The following is an 18,769-nucleotide window of genomic DNA, read 5'->3' on the forward strand; positions in this document are numbered from 1 at the left end:
AAGTCCTCGCTATGAGGACTGAGAAGAAAAATTTTCAATTCATGAGTCGTCTTTAGACGACTTTCGCTATTAGACAGGGAATTCATTCCCTGGCGGACTAGCTGGATGGTGAGAGGAATGGCGGACTGACAGCTTTCTCCTGAAACAAGCCTAAAGAACAAATAATCATCGGTTCCCGTTTGTCTTCGTCTTCATTAACTATACACAAACGGTCATCCATCCGCAAACCCACGACTAATTCAGCTAATTGTCGATCGCCAATCCCGCTTTTTAACTGCCGATTTAACGTGTCAATTGCCGACTGGCGCAGGGGATAGCGGTAAATTTCATCGATTGCTTTTGACAATTCATCGGATGCAAATATTGTACCATTCATTTCCTTAAAGTAACTCTTCAAACGTTCGTATGTTCGGAACCGGGCCCCGGAAGGCCTGCCCAATTGTCCGCCCGCAGTTAACTCTTCTTCTGCTATCAACTCTGCACCTTTTGTGACTAATTCGTGATGCTGTTTGTCTCTGGGAATTGCTGGTGTCGCTTCCTCGCAGGCTGCAATTCTGAGGATGCCGAGTTGCGATTGACTAACGCTATTGCCATCGCGATCGACCCAAATTAACGAATCATTTCCCTCGGCGGTTTTCATGTACAATAAAACGCCTTCTGGTTGCAAGGGTGCGGGAGTATGATTGCGAGTTGAATAAACTACATTTGGCATTGACTCAATGGTTTTTTTCAAAATTGGGTTGTTGTCCGTGGCATTTTTCCAAATTTGAAAAGCTTCGGATGTTAAGTCAACTTCGGCATCTTCTTCGCCATCTAAAATTCCTGATTTTTCATTGTAAATATCGAGAATGACTTGAGGTGAGTCATCCTCAAAAAATGTCTCATCAGTTCCGACGACTTCGGCATTTTCTTGCAAGCGTCGGCGCAGTCTTTCGCGCAGGTTGATAATGCGATCGACTCCTTCGTCTGGCAAAAACGAATAGCACAAAATGCGATCGGCTTTTTGACCGATTCTGTCCACTCTTCCCGCCCGCTGAATTAACCGAATAATTGCCCAAGGTAAGTCATAATTAACGATAATCGCACTGTCTTGTAAGTTGTGACCTTCACTCAGAATGTCGGTGGCAATTAAGATTCGCAATTCTCGTTCTGGGGAGATTTTGTCACGCTTACCGTTGCTAGTCGGACTAAACCGAAATGTGAGTTCGGTGGGGTCTTTTGATTTACCTGTCACCGATGCGGCGCCCGCAATATTTAGCTTAGTTAAATTATCAGTTATATAGCGGACTGTATCGGCAAACTGAGTAAAAATTAATACTTTCTCATGGGGGTGAGTTTCTGTGAGCAATTTCACCAAAGCAGCTAACTTTTCATCGGGTTGAGAATGCCATTTACCGCAAGTTTGCAAGACTTCTATCAGACAGCGGGCATCTTCTAGCAAATCCCGTCTTAACTTCTTGGTATCAAAAAAGTCTGATTTGAGCCATTTAAACCTGCGTTGATAGCGCGTTTTATATTCTTGATAAACTACTTCGGCCCGCTGTTTAAAACTCTTTTCGCTTGACAGCAATTCTGCTTCAATATCTAAATTTTCGCCCGCATCATCTTCGATTTCTTCGCTTTCAAAACTGCTAACCACCACTGAATCAGCATCTTCATCGCTGTTGCGGGTATCCAACAATTCTGCATCCTGGGTGCCGATCGGAATATCGGAGTTTTGGTCGATCGCATATAAGTAGATAAAATTCCGCAGGATGTGGCGCTCGATCGACTGAATAAAGGCACTGCCGCTGCTTTCTAGGCGTTTAAACAGGTTTGTCCGCGAAAATCCCATCAATCGGCGACCCCCACGGAATAAGGCATTTAACTGCCGCTGTTCTGCTTCAGTCGGCTGTTGTTTGGGTTTTTTGGCGATGTAATTTCCCAGCCCGTAACGCGGCAGATTTAGGGCATTGATGACTTCGACAATTTCCTCAAAGTCAAGCTGGGAGTTCGTTGCGGAAGTTTCCGAGGAAAACTTAATGGTTTTTGGAAGGCGATCGGGAAAATACGATCGCGTGCGATCTACAAATTCTAAATATTTGCGCTTCTTCTCTGCGTCAGTTTCCGCATAATTTTCTTTGATAAACGAGCGAGTGCGCCTCACCATGTAGTGCTTCATCAAATCTCGCCAATCATCAGGATGTTCGCTTTTTTCAAAAGCAGCCAAAGAGCGCACGGAACATTGATGCCGCTTAATAAATTCTAACTCTCCTTGACTGCCTCCGCCCAATTGATTGAGCAAAGCTTCGGGCCGCAATCCTAAATTTTGGTCTTCAGGAATAAACAGCCGCAACTGAGAAGATAAATCTAAATAGGTTTTGTTGTAGGGAGTTGCTGAAAGCAAAATACATTTACTTTCGTTGATTGCAATATATTCTTGAATCGCTCGATATCGCTTGCCTTCGCGGTTTCTGAGGTTGTGACTTTCATCAATTAACACAACTCGATAGCGGCGCAATTCTGGCAATTCTTGCTGTACCAGACTGATGGATAAGACTTTTGCCAGCAGGCGATATTTGTCTGCATACTCTTGCCACATTTTTACCAAGTTTTTGGGACAAATAATCAGGGTGTCAAAGAAACAGTCTTCTTGTAAAATTTTGGCGATCGCAGTTCCGACTAAAGTTTTACCCAACCCTACAACGTCGCCAATAATCACGCCTCCCCGTCTGGTAATGTGACGGGCGGCTAACTTAACGGCTTCTTCTTGAAATTTAAATAAACCCTTAAAATCGCGGGGAATCTGAAACTCAGCAATACCTGCGATCGCCTCGCGGGACAAATGATAGACTATGTTGAGATAGATGTGATAAGGTGGAATTAGTTCGGATCTCGCCCAACTGCGATCGATAATTTCTGCAAGTTCTTTAGAAATATCAACACAGCCGTATTCTTCCCAGCGATCGTCAAACCATTTTTGCAACTTATTACAAGCATCTGAATCTAAAATATCAATATTCAATTCCCCTTGTTTTGACAATCCCGATAAAGTCAGATTGCTGCTGCCCAAAAAACCGACGATCGGAGTGTTGGGATCGTGACGGTGAACGAGATAAAGCTTAGCGTGTAGGTGATAAGCTAAGAATAATTTAACAACAACTTTTCCAGTTTTAATCTGATAGCTTAACCTGCGTAATCCCTGCTCATCAATATCACTGGGAGCCCCTATCGTCAACTGGTGGCGGAATTCCTCAGCCATCCGTTTTTTGAGACGAATAATGGCATTATTGTCAATCCCCCCGTGATGGGAAATCAGGCTAAAACTAGCATTCAATTCATCGGCCGGCAAACTTTGCATTCCCACCAAAAGGCGACAGCAGGCTCCTTGGTTTCCCACATAAGCTTCGATTAAATCGCCAATTCTCCGCCATCCCCGAAGATTGAAATAGCCCACACAAAAATCTGCCCGATAGGAGAGTTTAATGGTGTCTCGCAATGCTGGTAGCAGCCGCAGTTCAATGTTGTCAAAAATGCGTGGCACTTGGTTTCCTCTGTGATGATTATTAGATCCCCGACTTCTTTAGGACTTACGAAAAAAACCCGGTTTCTTCCAAAAATTGTCGATTATTTCTACAAATATTCACGCAGAAACCGGGTTTTTTGCCCCCGCGCCCTTCCCAAATTGAGATGCACTCCAATTCACAATTCCGGTTCAATTCCAGCCGATCGCAATTGAGCGCGCAATTGCTCTAATTGGTCTTCGGCGCGATCGGCTCTTTCAGCCCCGGTTAACAACAGATTCCCTTGACTATCCCACCAGCGCAGCCAAGGTAACTCAACATTTTGATACCTTCCTTGCCAAATTCCCAATTCCACTCCTAACGGTGCGATCGGATAATGACCGCGATCGTTTGCAGCAACTAATTGATACCTATCTTCGATCAGGTGATAGACTTCAACGCTAGCCTTAGTTACTTCATAAATTCCGTAAAATGCCGGATGGATGACATTTTCATAAATCCAGAATTTACCCGGCTTAGTTTCCTGTTGACCAGATCGCAATAAAGGCGTTCTGTCCCGTTCTTCCGCACCATTCCCCGATACAAACTCTAACACAATTAACGGTGCTACAAATTCTTGCCACATCACATAAGAACGGCGCAATTGACCGTCAATAGTTGGCGGGACATTAGGCACATAAAACCAGTCTGGCGCTTCTGCACCCTTTTCTAACGGGTCAGTTAATCGCCAGTAAATGCCGCTATCTTGACCGATACAATAGTTACCGTCAGCGTGGATTCTCTGCAAAACGGGAGTAATTGAATCTGTTAACAGAATGCTTTGGGGATGTTCTTGAAAGTTTTTCACAAAAGTGCCGTCGGATTCTGGTAGTTGAGTATGATCCGGCCAGCCTGTGGGATTGTTTTCTACATCTAAGGTGAATTTCATAGTTTTATTGCGATTGCAGGCATTGTTGGAGCGAGATTGTGATTGTAGGCGAACTCGATACATCTAATACCAAATTCATAAAATAGCGCTACATATCTACCCCCCCAACCCCCCCCTTATTAAGGGGGGGAGTAAAACTTTCTATGTAGCATAACTTTATGAAATTGGTATAACTCAGACCTCTATCTCCCAATCTTCCAGACGCAAACCCTCAACACGGCTGAACTCGCGGGTATTGTGAGTTACAAGAATTAGGTTGTTGGCGAGAGCAATAGAGGCAATCAAAAGGTCATTAGGGCCGATAGGTGTCCCAGATGCAGCTAATTGAGTGCGAATTTGACCGTAAATTAGGGCAGACTGGTCATCAAAAGGCAAACTTACAAACTCATTGAAAAAACGTTCTAGTCTAGCTAGATTGCTATCTTGACGAGAACTTTTAAAAGCACCCCAGTAAAGTTCTGCTTTAACTACAGAGCATATTGCTACATCACCTGACCGAATCATTGCTAGTCGGCGAGATACCGATGAGTTGCGGTCTGGATTTAACAAACGGATGCAAGTATTGGTGTCTAAAAGATAAATCACAGCAATTCTTCCCGGATTTCATATTCCAACTGATCGGGACGAACAAGCGGTTCTCCCTCCCAACTTCCTATTACCGTTTCAAAAAAACCGGGCGACCAGCCTAAATCTTCCGGTGTTTTAGCTTCAGTTGCCGGTGTTATGCGCTGGAAAACTACAATAACTTCTAAATCTGTATCTTTTATCCCAACCGGGACTTGCAAATGCAACATCCCGTCTGATCCGACGCGCGATCGTACTTTAATACTTTGCATAACTCTTGCCTCCTTAAGTTTGTAGTGAAATTCAATCTTGTCAGGAATTACTCATCTATGCCCAAGAAACCGGGTTTTTTACCGAATCTGTGGGTGAGTGCGAAAGATTTTCGTAAAAAAACCCGGTTTCTGACCACCCGTGCGTAATTCCTACTTGTAATAACCTCAATCTTCATCCCAATTATCTTTAACTTCTTTGCCTTTTATCTTGAGAAACTCAACTGACTGCAATACTTCTAATCCGGTCATTCAGGCTACCTCTATGTTAATGATAGCTATAACTTTTGCTCTCCATTCTAACTGATATCTTGCACCATTCTCAATTAGCTATTTATGAACAGGCTTTCCGGCCTGTTCCACAAGAACATTGAATTTTTGTGGAACAGGCCGGAAAGCCTGTTCTTGAGAATGGTGCAAGATATGAGTTCTAATCAATTTGCTCCTCGGTTGCTGCGCCAAACCGTATGGAAAAAAGGTCGATCGCACCCAGCCAACCCCAGCAACCTGAACCGCAGGTGAGGCAATCCCCCCGCAGCCCCCGCTTCTCGACGCGGTACAATAAATGCAATCATACTTAACGCTTATATTGAAAAAGTTACACACAACGCCACAGGAGACAACTGACGCATGGGTAAAGTAGTTGGCATTGACCTCGGAACAACAAACTCAGTAGTAGCCGTCATGGAAGGCGGCAAACCGGTTGTGATTGCCAATGCAGAAGGGATGCGGACAACTCCCTCGGTAGTCGCTTTCACAAAGGAAGGAGAACGCCTGGTGGGACAGATGGCCAGACGCCAGACTGTTCTCAATCCGCAAAACACCTTTTACGCCGTCAAGCGGTACATCGGACGCAAATATACCGAACTGACTCCAGAATCAAAGCGCGTCCCTTACACAACTCGCCGCGACGAAAACGGGAACATCAAAATCAAGTGTCCCCGCCTGAAAAAAGATTTTGCCCCAGAGGAAATTTCGGCGATGGTTTTGCGGAAACTGGCCGATGAAGCCAGCCGCTATCTGGGACAAGAGGTGACGGGGGCTGTAATTACTGTTCCCGCTTATTTCAACGACTCGCAGCGACAGGCGACGCGGGATGCTGGACGAATTGCCGGACTTGAAGTCAAACGGATTTTAAATGAGCCGACAGCGGCTTCTTTAGCTTACGGTTTGGAGAGGCGAGAAAGTCAAACTATTTTAGTGTTTGATTTGGGCGGCGGTACTTTTGATGTCTCTATCTTAGACGTGGGAGACGGAGTATTTGAAGTTAAAGCAACTAGCGGCGATACTCAATTAGGTGGCAATGATTTTGACTCCAAAATTGTTGATTGGTTGGCAGAACAATTCTTAGAAAAAGAAGGCATCGATCTGCGGAAAAATCGCCAAGCTTTGCAGCGCTTGATCGAAGCGGCAGAAAAAGCCAAGATTGAGCTGTCGGGAGTCGGTGTCACCGAGATTAATTTGCCGTTTATCGATGCGAACGAAGACGGGCCTTTGCATCTGGAAACGCGACTAACTCGTGGTCAATTTGAGGGGCTGTGCACAGATTTGGTGCAGCGGCTACGGCGTCCAGTCAAACAAGCTTTGGCTGATGCAAGTTTGAGTCCTTCTCGCATTGATGAAGTTGTGCTAGTCGGCGGTTCGACTCGCATTCCTTTGGTGCAGGAAGTTGTTCGCAACTTGATTGATAAAGAGCCGAATCAAAATGTCAATCCCGATGAAGTTGTGGCGGTGGGTGCGGCAATTCAGGCGGGTATTTTGGGTGGCGATGTCCGCGATGTGCTGCTGTTGGATGTGACGCCGCTGTCGCTGGGTTTGGAAACGATCGGCGGGGTGATGAAAAAACTGATTCCGAGGAATACTACTATTCCCGTCAGGCGATCGGACATTTTTTCGACTGCTGAAAACAACCAAACTGTGGTAGAAATTCACGTCATCCAAGGGGAACGGGAATTAGGCAGAGATAATAAGTCTTTGGGACGGTTTAAACTAACTGGAATTCCGCCGGCACCGCGAGGGATTCCGCAGGTGCAAGTAGCTTTTGATATTGATGCTAACGGGATGCTGTTGGTGACTGCTTTGGACAAAACTACCGGCAGGGAACAAAGCATTACTGTGCAAGGTGCTTCGACGCTGAGTCAGCAGGAAGTGAATCAAATGATTCGCGATGCGGAACAGTTTGCTCAAGCTGATAAGTTGCAGCGGGAAAGGGTAGAAAAACGCAATCGCGCTGAAGCTTTAGCTTATCAAGCCGAGCGGCAGTTGCGGGAAGTTGCGCTCGATCGCGGAATGCAGTTTGCTCAAAGAAGCCGCCAGCGAATTGAAACTTTAATTCGGGAATTGCGAGACAGTTTGGAACGCAATGATGAGCGGGGAGTTGACCAAGTTGGTTCGGATTTGCAGGATGCTCTTTACGATTTGAGCCGGGAAGTTTCGGCGTTTGCGATGGATGACGATGATGATGATTTCTTTGAGTCTGTGAAGCGGACTTTTACGGGCGACGGTACGAAGCGGCGCAGCGATGATAGCAGCTATTATACCAATGCTAAACCGTACAGGCGATCGACTGTCGATCCAATTCCCGATCGCCCCTACGATCGTATGGGCGATCGTATGGGCGATCGTATGGGCGATCGAATGGGCGATCGTATGGGCGATCGTAGAAGCAGTGCTAATCGCCCCACTCGCCCTTATCAAAATCAAAGCGACGATTGGGATGATGACGACGATTGGCTCTAATTAGTGGTTAGTCATTAGTCCCTAGTCATTAGTCCCTAGTTTGAAGCAGGGAAGGAGGATGACTAATGACTAATGACTAATAATTAATAACTCATGACTAATAACTAATGACTAATGACTAACTATGCAGAATTTTCGCAATTACTATCTAATTTTGGGAGTGCCCAAAGATGCCACGGCTGATGAGATAAAAAAAGCCTATCGACGGCTAGCCAGACAGTTGCACCCTGACGTAAATCCAGGGGATCAATCTGCTGAAGATAAGTTTAAGGATATTAATGAAGCTTATGATATTCTTTCCGATATCGAGAAGCGCGCTCAATACGATCAGTTTAGTAAATTCTGGAAACAAAAGGGATTTCAAGGAAAGCAAGGGGTGCGACTTCCCAATTTCAAAACTTGGGGAAACACTAAAACTACCCGGAAAAAACCGACCGAAGATGTCGATTTTAGTGATTACTCGGATTTTAATAAATTTCTCGATCAAGTGCTCGGAAGACGCCGGGAAGTGAGGATGGCGACAGCGAATGATACACAGGGAGTAGCCTCCTCTGAACCGTGGAATACGGCTTCTAAGAAAACGAGTTATGTGGCTAATTCTCGCCCACCTAGAAGGGATTTTGACGATCGCGAAATGCGACGGGAAACAGTCGATCGCGAAATGCGACGAGAAACAGTCGATCGCGAAATGCGACGAGAAACAGTCGATCGCGAAACCAGAAGGGATGTGGACGATCGCGAAATGCGACGAGAAACAGTCGATCGCGAAACGAGAAGGGACATTGAGGCCAGGCTAACTCTGCCTTTGGAAAGGGCTTATTCGGGCGGTACCGAGCGAATTCGTCTGGAAGATGGGCGAGCGATCGAGGTGACTCTGCCTCCTGCTATGGTATCAGGCCAGCGGATTCGCTTGCGAAATCAAGGTATGGGCGGCGGAGATTTATATTTGAAAATCACGGTTTCTCCCCATCCATTTTTTCGCTTGGAAATGTCGGATATTTGCTGCGAATTGCCACTGACTCCCAGCGAAGCGGTGTTGGGAGGAGATATTGAAGTACCGACGCTGGACGGCTTGGTAAAGATGAAATTGCCACCGGGAGTAACCTCTGGAAAGCGGTTGCGGCTGGCTAACAAAGGCTATCCAACAGGAAATGGCGATCGGGGCGATCAGTTGGTAGAAATTCAGGTGTTAATTCCCAAAGAAATTAGTGAAGAGGAACGAGAATTGTACGAGAAGTTGCGACAGGTTGAGTCTTTTAAACCGCGTCAGGATTTATCGGTTTAATATAGAGTACGCAATGCGCCAGTTTAATTTTGTAGGGGCGCAATAATGCGCGCCTTACTACTAATCGTGTACGAAAAATTAGGAGATGCTTGGCTAAATTTTACGGACATATCAGATTTAGCCACTTGGCTGTAAATAGACGATATCAAATGCGTGGGTATAGCAATTATTCATCTCTCTCTTGTCTTCCTCTGTGGCCTCTGCGGCCTCTGCGGTTTAATAATTCCGAAACAACCGTAAACGATAGGATTTGTCGCCAGAATAGCAGATCGCACTTTCAGCCATCCTGGATCGCATAAGTAAAATTACTGTTGTGATTATTCCTGAACTAGCAGAGAATTAACAATAAGGTAATTTTCCCAAAATCAGGAGCAGTCTGCCGCCATGACTCAAATGCCCCCTCAATGCAACAATCTGCAAGAGCAAGTTGACTCCTTACTGCAACTGCTGCGTCAGGAATCTTCTTTGCGACAACAAGATATCACGGCGGTACAAGCTTCTCTGAAAAAGGCAATTTCTCCTGAGTTTGAAATTGTGTTTGCTGGCGCTTTCAGTGCGGGAAAATCCATGCTAATTAATGCTTTGCTGGAGCGAGAATTGCTCTACAGTGCTGAAGGACACGCGACAGGTACGGAATGTTATATCGCCTTTGCTGAGCCGGAAAAAGAGCGCGTTGTTCTCACTTTTTTGAGCGAGTTTGAGATTAGCCAGCAAGCTTCTGTGCTGTGCCATCAGTTAGGTTTAGCTACTGAACTTAATATTAATCAAACAGATGTAGTGTCGCTGTTGTCTCAGGGATGTAACATAATTATTGAAACGGAAGGCGGCGAAAATAAATCCGAGTTAGCCAAAAAAGCTAAGGCTTTGATGCTGCTGTTAGAAGGTTTTGAGGCAAATCGCGATCGCATCCAAACTCTCGAAAACGCTACCTACTCGATGGAACAGTTTAACTTTTCCAATCTCAAGGAAGCTGCTAGTTATGCCCGTCGCGGTAGTAACAGTGCTGTACTCAAGCGAGTTGAATATTACTGTTATCATCCGCTGCTGCAAGATGGCAATATTATTATCGATACGCCGGGAATTGATGCACCCGTGCAACGGGATGCAGAATTGACTTATGATAAGATTGAAAGCCCCGATACTTCGGCGGTTGTCTGCGTTTTGAAAGCAGCTTCGTCTGGGGAAATGACGACGGAAGAAACCGAGTTGATGGAAAAAACACGGGGAAATCCGGGAATTCGCGATCGACTGTTTTACATTTTCAACCGCATTGACGAAACTTGGTACAACACGCAACTGCGGCAGCGCTTAGAAAATCTGATTAATTCCGACTTTCGCGATACTGCGAGAGTTTATAAAACTAGCGGATTGTTGGGGTTTTACGGGAGTTTGATTCGAGGGACAACAGGGCGCGATCGCTTTGGTTTAAATACAATCTTTGCCACCAGTAAAGGGCGAGTTTTTGGAGATGATAAATTAGATTCAGATTTTTTTAGTAATAGTGAAGAGACTCCGCAATTTGTTAGTGAATTTAATCGCTACTGTGCGAATTCCGGCAAGCTATCTCCGAGCAAATTTCGGATTTCAGTTAACAGCTACGAAACACCAAATGAAAACTACGTGCGGATTCTTGCAGAGCAAGGACAACCATTAATTACTCAATTAATTCAAGATAGCGGCATCGAAGATTTTCGCACAGCCATCACCCGTTACCTCACAGAAGAAAAACGCCCGCAACTGTTCAAAAATCTCGCTGACGACTTAGAAGATTTGTGCATTCAACTGCGGAAACATTACCAAACAATTCAGCGGAATTTGGACAGCCAGCCCCGTGAAATTGAAGCAATGAAAGCACAGGAACTTTTGCGACTAAATCAAGAGTTGCAGCAAGTCGGACAGGATTTTCGGGAACATATCGCCGAAGAAGTCAATGAAATGATTATGAACAGATGCGATATTTTCGATATAGACTTTCGGCAACTGCAATCTCGGATGATCCGGCGCTTGGATGAATTGTTAGACGGATTTTCTGTTGAGGCGGCTTACGGACGTACTTTACGGAATCATCCCCGCAATGCTACAGCACCTTTAATTGCTGTTTTAGTTGAAGCACTTTATTATTTAGCGAATCAGTTGGAAGATATTTTAGTAGAGGCTACTAAATCACTGGTTGATAATTATTTCCAGTATTTGAAAGATAGCGTTCGCAAGTCAGAATACTATCGATTACTTTATCGGTTGTTGGGGAATGATGGGGGAATTGAACAGCAGTTAGAGGAGTTATCAAAGCGGGTTTCTGATGCTTTGGTAAATGCGGCGGGCGTTGAGTGCGATCGCTACGTGCGAGAAAGTCCCCGTTTTTACGACGAAGGCACATTTTCAATTTATCAATTCCGGGAAACATTGCAGCAAACTTCTCAAGGTTTCGACTGCGAAAATATGGTAGATGCCCAACCGGCAATTCGGCAATTATTGCGGCTAGATTTTGAGCCAAAAGTATCTAGAACTATTCGGCAAACTTTCCGCCAAACTGTCAACCAAACCCTGAAAGAGCATTTGTTGCCGCTGGCCCAAAAGCAAGCTGATGATATTTTGCAGAAATACAGTCAAGCCCGCGATTATTTGGAGCAAACTTTGGCACAGGAGGCGGAGGAAAAGATTGCTGGGAATCTGCGGCGGCAAGCTGAGAATGAGCAAAAGATTCAAGAGTACGATCGGGCTGTTTCTGGGATTAATAGTTGTTTGCAGGCGATGAAGTTGCACGAGCATTTGTTGCCTGTAATTGGACAAAATGATAGCGTTGAGGTGGATGGTGAATGATTGCAATTTTGGCGATCGGAATTACGGCGATTGGAAATCGCGGCTACACAGACAAAACCCGCCTGCGCGGGTTGAAAACATTCTAAGTCCGCGAAGGCGGACATTGTTTGTGTAGACGCGAATTCTATTCGCCCGGTTATTCCCAGAAATGCGACAATACTCTATAATCATTAATAGAGTCTTTTGAAAAAATCCACAATCAATATGCAAGAACATATTTTTCTAGAAAATTACGGAAATGATGATGTTTTTTCCTTTGAATCTAAGATATTTAAAGTAGGTAGGCTTAGGGAAGTAATGAGATCATCAGTTGTTCCTCAGCTAGAATCTGCACTTCAGGAGTTATGTAAGACTCCAGGATTACAAATAAATACCAGTAAATATAATCCGCAGAGTAGAAGTAGCTGGCAACAACAATGGTTTCGTGACGGGATAGACTGTGAAGCCTTAAAAATAGGGGCTAAAGGTTGGCAAAAAGGTAAAGTTAGAATCAGAGTCACTATAGAATTTTGCCCAGACGAACCAGAATTTGAAGAAACACCAGAAAACAACGAATCAGAAACTAGCAAACCCGAATCCCCCCTCGATGATTTGCGTCGCCAACTTCTCCCTCAAGAAAACTCACCCAGCTAATCCATCAAACATCCGCGTTAATTCGCGTTCATCTGCGGTTAAAAATCATCATGTCTAAAACCCCTAGAATTCCCATTCCCCCCGAAGTCAGAAAATATGTATTTACTCGCAATAAATACCAGTGCCAAAGCTGCGGCCAAACCAAGCTAGAAACCCAACTGTCGATCGATCATATCATCCCCCTAGCGCGCGGCGGCAGCAACGACATCAGCAACTTGCAAACCCTCTGCGGCACCTGCAACCAAAAGAAAACAGACAAACTAGACCCCCGCTTCCGCCGTCACTTTGACCTTTGATATTTAACAGTATTAGGACTTATGAACCGGACTCCAGAAACCGGGTTTTTTTACGAAAATACTTCGTTGCAAACCACAGATTTAGTAAAAAACCCGGTTTCTTCGATCGAAATGCGTCCCGGACTAAATTATTCATCTCTCTCTTCTCTTCCTCTGCGTCCTCTGTGCCCTCTGCGGTTAAAAAATCCTACCATCGATAATACCGATAAGGATCATCCCCCTTCTCAAAATCCGTTCTGTAATCCCAGTGATAAAACTCCAGACTCGAACCGTTAAACACAGATTCATCCGCCTTAAAACTAGCCCCTAAATTAGCCAAAATCTGAGCATTTGCCCTCGTTTGCCGCCAGCGAGTAAAACGCAAATAAGTCTTAGTATCAGCATTCAAACTGTCGGGTTCAATCTGAGAAAAAATCGCCACACCCTTGCCAACTTTTACCCGACTTAACAAACCGTCAGCACCGACTTCTCCCCCAGACTTAATCAACCAAGTATCATAAAAAGAGCGCGATCGCAAATCTGAAGCACTAACCCCCTTCACCTCATCCCAACTCGGAACCGCCAGCGAACCCCCAAAATCCTGCGCTTGCTGCAAACCCACGCCCAAACCCGCAGCAGGCACTTGACGCGGCAAGAAAAACGCCTTCCCACCAGCATTCAAATAACCGCGCAAAGCTGCATCTTTCAGATTCACTTCTCTCCCCACAATCACCAAACCCACATCATTAGAAAGCGAACTAGCGCGCTGATAAATTACCCCCAAACTATCCAACTTTTGGGCATCTTCATCTCCCCCAATTAAAACCACTTGATCCGGCTTTCCAAGTACCGGAGAATTCATCCCGTAACTCACAATTTGTTGCACTAGCTGCGCCGCCCCAGCATCTACAGAATAATGATCTTCCAAATCCAACTCGTTTAAAATCAGCCGCCCTTTTCCGTAATCCAATTCCATCAGCGGCGAATAAGCTAAATCAAACTCTGATTCCAAAATGGGGCGCCAACCGCTGCGGTGCGGTTTCTCAATTGAAGCGCTACTGACACCGCCACGATTTCCCCAACGCCAGCCGTACCAAGGTTTATTTGCCGGACTCAAATTAGGGCCAGTTTGGATCGTATCTGGATAAGCTTCAAGCAACGTGCTTTCCCCCACCCAATCCCGCAAATCTTCACTGTCTAAACCGCTAATTGCGGGATGGTTGCTGTCAACTGGATAAGCGCGGCGGCTGACGTGGGCAGCAACCCGGAAACCTGTATTTTCCAGCCAGTCCCTGCGCTGGGGAAACACAATTACTTTGCCGCCGTTTTGGACAAAATTTTCTAAACTTCCCGGCAAATTTTGCCCGCTAGAAAATGCTTCCCTACCGATAATTAATAACGATGAAACTTGCGAACCATTCCACGGTACAAGCTGATAACCTAATTGTTTTAACATGGCCGATGTTTTGCCCGCTGGATCGAAAATTGTCACCGCATCTTTGATGTTGGATTGTTTGGGAAAAACGCGGAAAGCAAATGTATCAGAATGCGATCGATCGCCCACTCGCGCAGTCAAGCGAATTTCGCCGTCAGCCTTGCTAGAAATGGTATTTGGCAATTTTACGTCAATTGGGAAAAACAGCGTTCCTGCCTGCTCAATCGTCCCTTTTTGCTCGCCTTTTTTAACTTCTTCCCCCCCCACCAAAACCCGCCAATTAAACGCAAATTCTTGCGCCGTCCGCGTATCGTTAATTAACACTACTTGCTTAGCCAGTTTTCCGCCCACAAACAAATTGTGATCTTTCGCAGTAAAAACCGGGCTAGCACCAGCAATCCAAGCCAAAGTCGAGCTATTATTATTCATAATTGCCTCGCCCCCAGGATGAACAGTGTAAGCTTCTGGCTGCAAATAATTCAAAAGATTATTCGAGACTTGCTTCAAATAAACTCCCCGGCGACCAGGTTGAAATGCCCCAATATCCACCTTTTTTCTGCCCGCATCGGAAACTTCCCAACCATGTCCGTCATTCCAAGGAATCATCCCCCCAGAAATTCCCCAAGTCCGCCAACTCCGCCAAGTATTTGTACTGAATAACTGCTGCAACTTTTGAAAAGCGGGTGCAAAATCCAACTCTTTTTTAATATGCCAGTTTTGATACTCCTGACCATTGATAAACTGCTCGCGAATTTTAGATTTATAAGCGGCAGTTTCCAACTCGTAAGCCTGCTTGCCAAAATAAATTGCCGCAAACTCAGTCATCCAAGGTTCGCTGACAATTGCCTGACCAAAACCTTTGCGGGCCCGCATCATCGTTGCGTGCAGAGGAGTCCCAAACTCGACTGCCATGTAGGGCCTTTCCCCGGTTTTGCTCCACTCAGAAATCCACTCTTCTCGTTCTTGCAAGGGAATCAGATTTAAATAAGAATTCAGCGCATAAACATCGCCGAAGTGTGCGCCTTGGTGTACCATCACAGGTCTGGTTCGGTCGGCAGATTTAATCGTCGCTAAAGCGTCATTTCCTAGGGGAGTGTTGACCCGCAAACGCTGGTTTTCCGAGGGACTGAGAGTTCCTTCTACTTTGCTTTTGCCGATGCGACGGGGATTTAAATCGTCAGCGTTGCCGAAAAAATTAGGACTTGTCGCCCACATTAATACTGATGGATGATTGCGGTAGCGGCGCATTTCAATCACCATTCGGTCTTTCCAGCGGTTTTTCCACAGGGGGTTCTTCCACTTGCCGTTCCAAGCGATAGGACTAATGTCTAAAGCGGGAGCCATAATGGGAAAACCTTTGAGGTCTGCTCTTTCGGAAAATAACTCTCGGAAGTGCCATCTACCCCGTTCGTCGTGATTCCAAGGCCACATTTCTGTTATGTTAAAACCTGCTTTTACGTAGCCATCAATTAGGCTATCAGCAACTTCTACTGTGCCGCCTTGCCAAGTATCGGAGTGCAAGTTTGGTCGCAGCCGAAATTCAGTTCCGTTTAAGAAAAATTTGCGCCCTTCTATCCAAAATTCGCGGAAGCCAAAAGGTTGGTCGTATTGCGTGTCAATGCCGCGGCCTTTTACTTCTAATTGTAGGGTGTAAAGGTTTGGTTGCCCGACATCCCAAAGACGGGGATTTGGCCAATTCCACTGAACTTGGACGGTTTGAATAGGTTTAGCTTGAACCTTGGCCGTGCCAGTAAATTTTTGTTCTATTTTGCCTTTTTCGTCCAGCATTTGCGCTATTATTTCTACTTGACCGCTTTGGGCAACGTCTTTGAGTTCAATATCTAATTTAACTTGCTTTTTTCGGGTGGAAGTTTGGACGAATACGTCCCTAATTAACGGGCCTGGGGGAAGGCTCAGAAGCCTTACCTCGCCGATGATTCCCCGCGATTCCAATTTGGATTTTTCTGTGTAGATTTCTGTGGGGCCCATGATGACGGCTTTTTCCTTTTCATCGGATACTGCCACGACTAAAATAGATAGGGTGTTTTGACCTGGTTTTGCTGCTTTGGTAATTTCAATAGTGCCGTAGGGCCAGGGGATTTGACCGCAGTTAATGCCGTTGGCAAAGATGACTGCATCGGTGCTGACTCTGGCTAAGTCGAGAAAAATTCGGCGGTTTGTCCAGTCGCCGGGAATGTCTATTTTTCTCTGATACCAAGCTTTTGATAGTTGTTTACTGTTGAAGTTTTCCCAATCTTTGCCGCTGCCGCGAGTGATGATTCCAGGTACGGATTGGTTGTTTTCTTTTTGCCAGTCTCCGGGTACTTGGATGGATCCCCAATTTGGCGAGACGGGGGGGTTTTGGGGGTTGCCAACTGCGGGGACAAATTGCCAATTTCCGTTGAGATAGATTTGGGATCGTTTGTTGTCGATCGCCCCGGCGGCCGCGATGGTAAGATTGGGGAAGCCGATCGACATCGGTGAGCTGCTGGCGAAGTTGGGATTTTGAAGCGCGTAACCGACGAATCCAAAGAGGGTGGCGGCTGCGAAAAATAATCCGATAATTTTGGCCAGCTTGTGATTCACTCGCTTATTGCTCCCAGAAATTAGATAATCTAATTTGTCTCTGGATCTATGATAGCAGTTGCTTCAGCAGCAATCCCGCAGCCAATCTGTCTCTGGGAAGATGGCACAGAGCCGACAAATGTGGTTTTGTATAGAAAAAATAAATACTTAGTTTTAACTAAGTTTTAACAAGGTTGTTTCATCGACATAAGCAATAGTGCTATCGGCTAAACACTAAACAACACTGGACAAGCCGTGCATTTGGTGAGAGATAGCCAGTCTCAGCAAATAGCTACGTTACTCCGGTCAAGACACCAAAAAGTGCTTTCCAGCTTTTTGCTCTGTCGTTCAACTTTAAACATCTGTATTTAGCTAAGGAAGTGAGTTGAGCCAAACAAGCCGGAGTAACTTTGACGAGGAAAAAATTACCTGAGCAATCAGAGTTTTAAATAAGATGTCCAACTTTGTCTTTGTTATTGACACCAACAAACGCCCCCTTAATCCTGTTCATCCAGGGTTAGCTCGTTTACTTCTTACCCAAAGAAAAGCTGCCGTTTTTCGTCACTTTCCTTTTACGATCATCTTAAAAACTGTATCAGCAGAAATAACTCAGCCTATCCAGTTAAAAATAGACCCGGGATCTAAAACTACTGGCCTAGCATTACTCAATGATGCGGTTATCTGGGGTGCTGAATTAACCCATCGTGGGCAAGCGATCAAAGATTCATTGGAATCCCGCAGAGCCATTCGTCGTAATCGGCGGCATCGTAAAACTCGTTATCGTCAACCACGATTTCTCAATAGAACCCGTAAAAAAGGCTGGTTAGCTCCGACGCTATATCATCGAGTGAAAACTACTCTAACTTGGGTGAATAGGCTCATAAAGTGGGCGCTTATTACGGGTATTTCTCAGGAGTTAGTACGGTTTGATACGCAAGCTTTGATGAACCCGGAAATCAGTGGTACAGAGTATCAAAGAGGCGAGTTAGCAGGGTTTGAAGTCAAGGAATATTTGTTAGCAAAATGGGGAAGGAAATGCGCTTACTGTGGAGTAGAAAATACTCGGTTAGAAATTGAGCATATTTTGGCGTCGAGCAAAGGGGGGACAAATCGGGTTAGCAACCTTACCTTGGCTTGCCATGATTGCAACCAGAAAAAAGGAAATGACCCAATTGAGAAATTCCTAAGTAAGAAACCTGATGTTCTCAGGCGGATTTTAGCCGCTTCAAAATTACCATTAAAAGATGCTGCTGCTGTTAACTCTACCCGATGGGCATTGTATCAAAGGCTTAAAGAAACTGGATTGCCAGTCGATCTTGGGACTGGTGGTCGAACCAAATTCAATCGCGTCAAATTAGGTGTTCAAAAGCGTCACTACTTAGACGCTGCTTGTGTTGGCGTGGTGGAAAAGTTGTCGATAAAAATTACCAAGCCCTTGTTGATAACTGCAAAAGGATGGGGAACTCGCCGAATGTGCACGACTAACAAATATGGGTTTCCCATCAGACATCGTACTAGACAGAAAGCTTTTTTTGGCTTTCAAACTGGCGATATAATTCGTGCTATTTTGCCTACTGGGAAATTTGCCGGAACTCATGTTGGGCGCTTAAGTGTTCGCGCAACGGGGGTGTTTGAAATGGTTACACAGGTGGGCAAGGTTAGCCCCGTTAGGGCTAAATATTGCCTTGGGGTTCATAGAGTCGATGGATACAGTTATGCCGCATAATCCACTTTTGTCCACTGAATAAGCGAT

12 protein-coding genes are annotated in these 18,769 nt (G+C 45.3%); 6 read left to right on the forward strand and 6 right to left on the reverse strand.

Going from position 1 to position 18,769, the window contains the following annotated elements:
* Positions 1-97: 97 nt before the first annotated feature.
* The 5 genes from QT973_RS20785 to QT973_RS20805 all read right to left on the reverse strand — a co-directional run bounded on the left by QT973_RS20785 (position 98) and on the right by QT973_RS20805 (position 5,839).
* Positions 98-3,523, reverse strand: coding sequence for a helicase-related protein (locus QT973_RS20785; RefSeq protein ID WP_333392090.1), 3,426 nt, complete (start codon positions 3,521-3,523; stop codon positions 98-100).
* Positions 3,524-3,681: 158 nt separating this feature from the next.
* A complete protein-coding gene (locus tag QT973_RS20790; RefSeq protein WP_333233704.1) occupies positions 3,682-4,431 on the reverse strand; it encodes a Uma2 family endonuclease in 750 nt (249 codons plus the stop codon).
* Between the two features lie 174 nt (positions 4,432-4,605).
* Positions 4,606-5,016 (reverse strand): type II toxin-antitoxin system tRNA(fMet)-specific endonuclease VapC, encoded by a 411-nt coding sequence (gene vapC, locus QT973_RS20795; RefSeq protein ID WP_333056661.1) that lies wholly within the window; start codon positions 5,014-5,016, stop codon positions 4,606-4,608.
* The gene (locus QT973_RS20800; protein WP_333056660.1) at positions 5,013-5,267 is read right to left on the reverse strand and encodes a hypothetical protein; all 255 of its coding nucleotides are present in this window, start codon (positions 5,265-5,267) and stop codon (positions 5,013-5,015) included. Before QT973_RS20800 ends, vapC begins: the two co-directional genes overlap by 4 nt.
* 431 nt (positions 5,268-5,698) lie before the next feature.
* Positions 5,699-5,839: a hypothetical protein gene (locus QT973_RS20805; protein WP_333056659.1), complete on the reverse strand. Its 141-nt coding sequence runs from the start codon at positions 5,837-5,839 to the stop codon at positions 5,699-5,701.
* A 55-nt stretch (positions 5,840-5,894) separates the two neighbouring features.
* Here QT973_RS20805 and dnaK point away from each other — a divergent pair, with 55 nt between their 5' ends.
* From dnaK to QT973_RS20830, 5 genes are all read left to right on the forward strand, one after another.
* On the forward strand, positions 5,895-8,003 hold the full coding sequence (dnaK, locus tag QT973_RS20810; protein ID WP_333056658.1) for a molecular chaperone DnaK: 2,109 nt from the start codon (positions 5,895-5,897) through the stop codon (positions 8,001-8,003).
* Positions 8,004-8,127: 124 nt separating this feature from the next.
* Positions 8,128-9,288 (forward strand): J domain-containing protein, encoded by a 1,161-nt coding sequence (locus QT973_RS20815; protein ID WP_333233703.1) that lies wholly within the window; start codon positions 8,128-8,130, stop codon positions 9,286-9,288.
* A gap of 384 nt (positions 9,289-9,672) precedes the next feature.
* Positions 9,673-12,108, forward strand: coding sequence for a dynamin-like GTPase family protein (locus QT973_RS20820; protein WP_333233702.1), 2,436 nt, complete (start codon positions 9,673-9,675; stop codon positions 12,106-12,108).
* 204 nt (positions 12,109-12,312) lie between these two features.
* Positions 12,313-12,741 (forward strand): KGK domain-containing protein, encoded by a 429-nt coding sequence (locus tag QT973_RS20825; protein WP_333233701.1) that lies wholly within the window; start codon positions 12,313-12,315, stop codon positions 12,739-12,741.
* 50 nt (positions 12,742-12,791) lie between these two features.
* On the forward strand, positions 12,792-13,037 hold the full coding sequence (locus QT973_RS20830; protein ID WP_333249403.1) for an HNH endonuclease: 246 nt from the start codon (positions 12,792-12,794) through the stop codon (positions 13,035-13,037).
* Between the two features lie 187 nt (positions 13,038-13,224).
* Here QT973_RS20830 and QT973_RS20835 read toward each other — a convergent pair whose 3' ends face one another.
* Positions 13,225-17,037 (reverse strand): glycoside hydrolase family 2 TIM barrel-domain containing protein, encoded by a 3,813-nt coding sequence (locus QT973_RS20835; protein ID WP_333392093.1) that lies wholly within the window; start codon positions 17,035-17,037, stop codon positions 13,225-13,227.
* Positions 17,038-17,470: 433 nt separating this feature from the next.
* Between QT973_RS20835 and iscB the strand changes: the two genes are divergently transcribed.
* Positions 17,471-18,742: an RNA-guided endonuclease IscB gene (gene iscB, locus QT973_RS20840; protein ID WP_333392095.1), complete on the forward strand. Its 1,272-nt coding sequence runs from the start codon at positions 17,471-17,473 to the stop codon at positions 18,740-18,742.
* Positions 18,743-18,769: the final 27 nt, after the last annotated feature.

Source organism: Microcoleus sp. Z1_A1 (assembly GCF_036700305.1).
Taxonomy (GTDB): domain Bacteria; phylum Cyanobacteriota; class Cyanobacteriia; order Cyanobacteriales; family Microcoleaceae; genus Microcoleus.

Bases quoted from the DNA above. Each gene is read 5' to 3' on its own strand.
- QT973_RS20790 (WP_333233704.1), bottom strand. From the start codon at position 4,431: ATGAAATTCACCTTAGATGTAGAAAACAATCCCACAGGCTGGCCGGAT.
- QT973_RS20800 (WP_333056660.1), bottom strand. From the start codon at position 5,267: ATGCAAAGTATTAAAGTACGATCGCGCGTCGGATCAGACGGGATGTTG.
- QT973_RS20805 (WP_333056659.1), bottom strand. From the start codon at position 5,839: ATGATTGCATTTATTGTACCGCGTCGAGAAGCGGGGGCTGCGGGGGGA.
- dnaK (WP_333056658.1), top strand. From the start codon at position 5,895: ATGGGTAAAGTAGTTGGCATTGACCTCGGAACAACAAACTCAGTAGTA.
- QT973_RS20815 (WP_333233703.1), top strand. From the start codon at position 8,128: ATGCAGAATTTTCGCAATTACTATCTAATTTTGGGAGTGCCCAAAGAT.
- QT973_RS20820 (WP_333233702.1), top strand. From the start codon at position 9,673: ATGACTCAAATGCCCCCTCAATGCAACAATCTGCAAGAGCAAGTTGAC.
- QT973_RS20825 (WP_333233701.1), top strand. From the start codon at position 12,313: ATGCAAGAACATATTTTTCTAGAAAATTACGGAAATGATGATGTTTTT.
- QT973_RS20830 (WP_333249403.1), top strand. From the start codon at position 12,792: ATGTCTAAAACCCCTAGAATTCCCATTCCCCCCGAAGTCAGAAAATAT.
- iscB (WP_333392095.1), top strand. From the start codon at position 17,471: ATGTCCAACTTTGTCTTTGTTATTGACACCAACAAACGCCCCCTTAAT.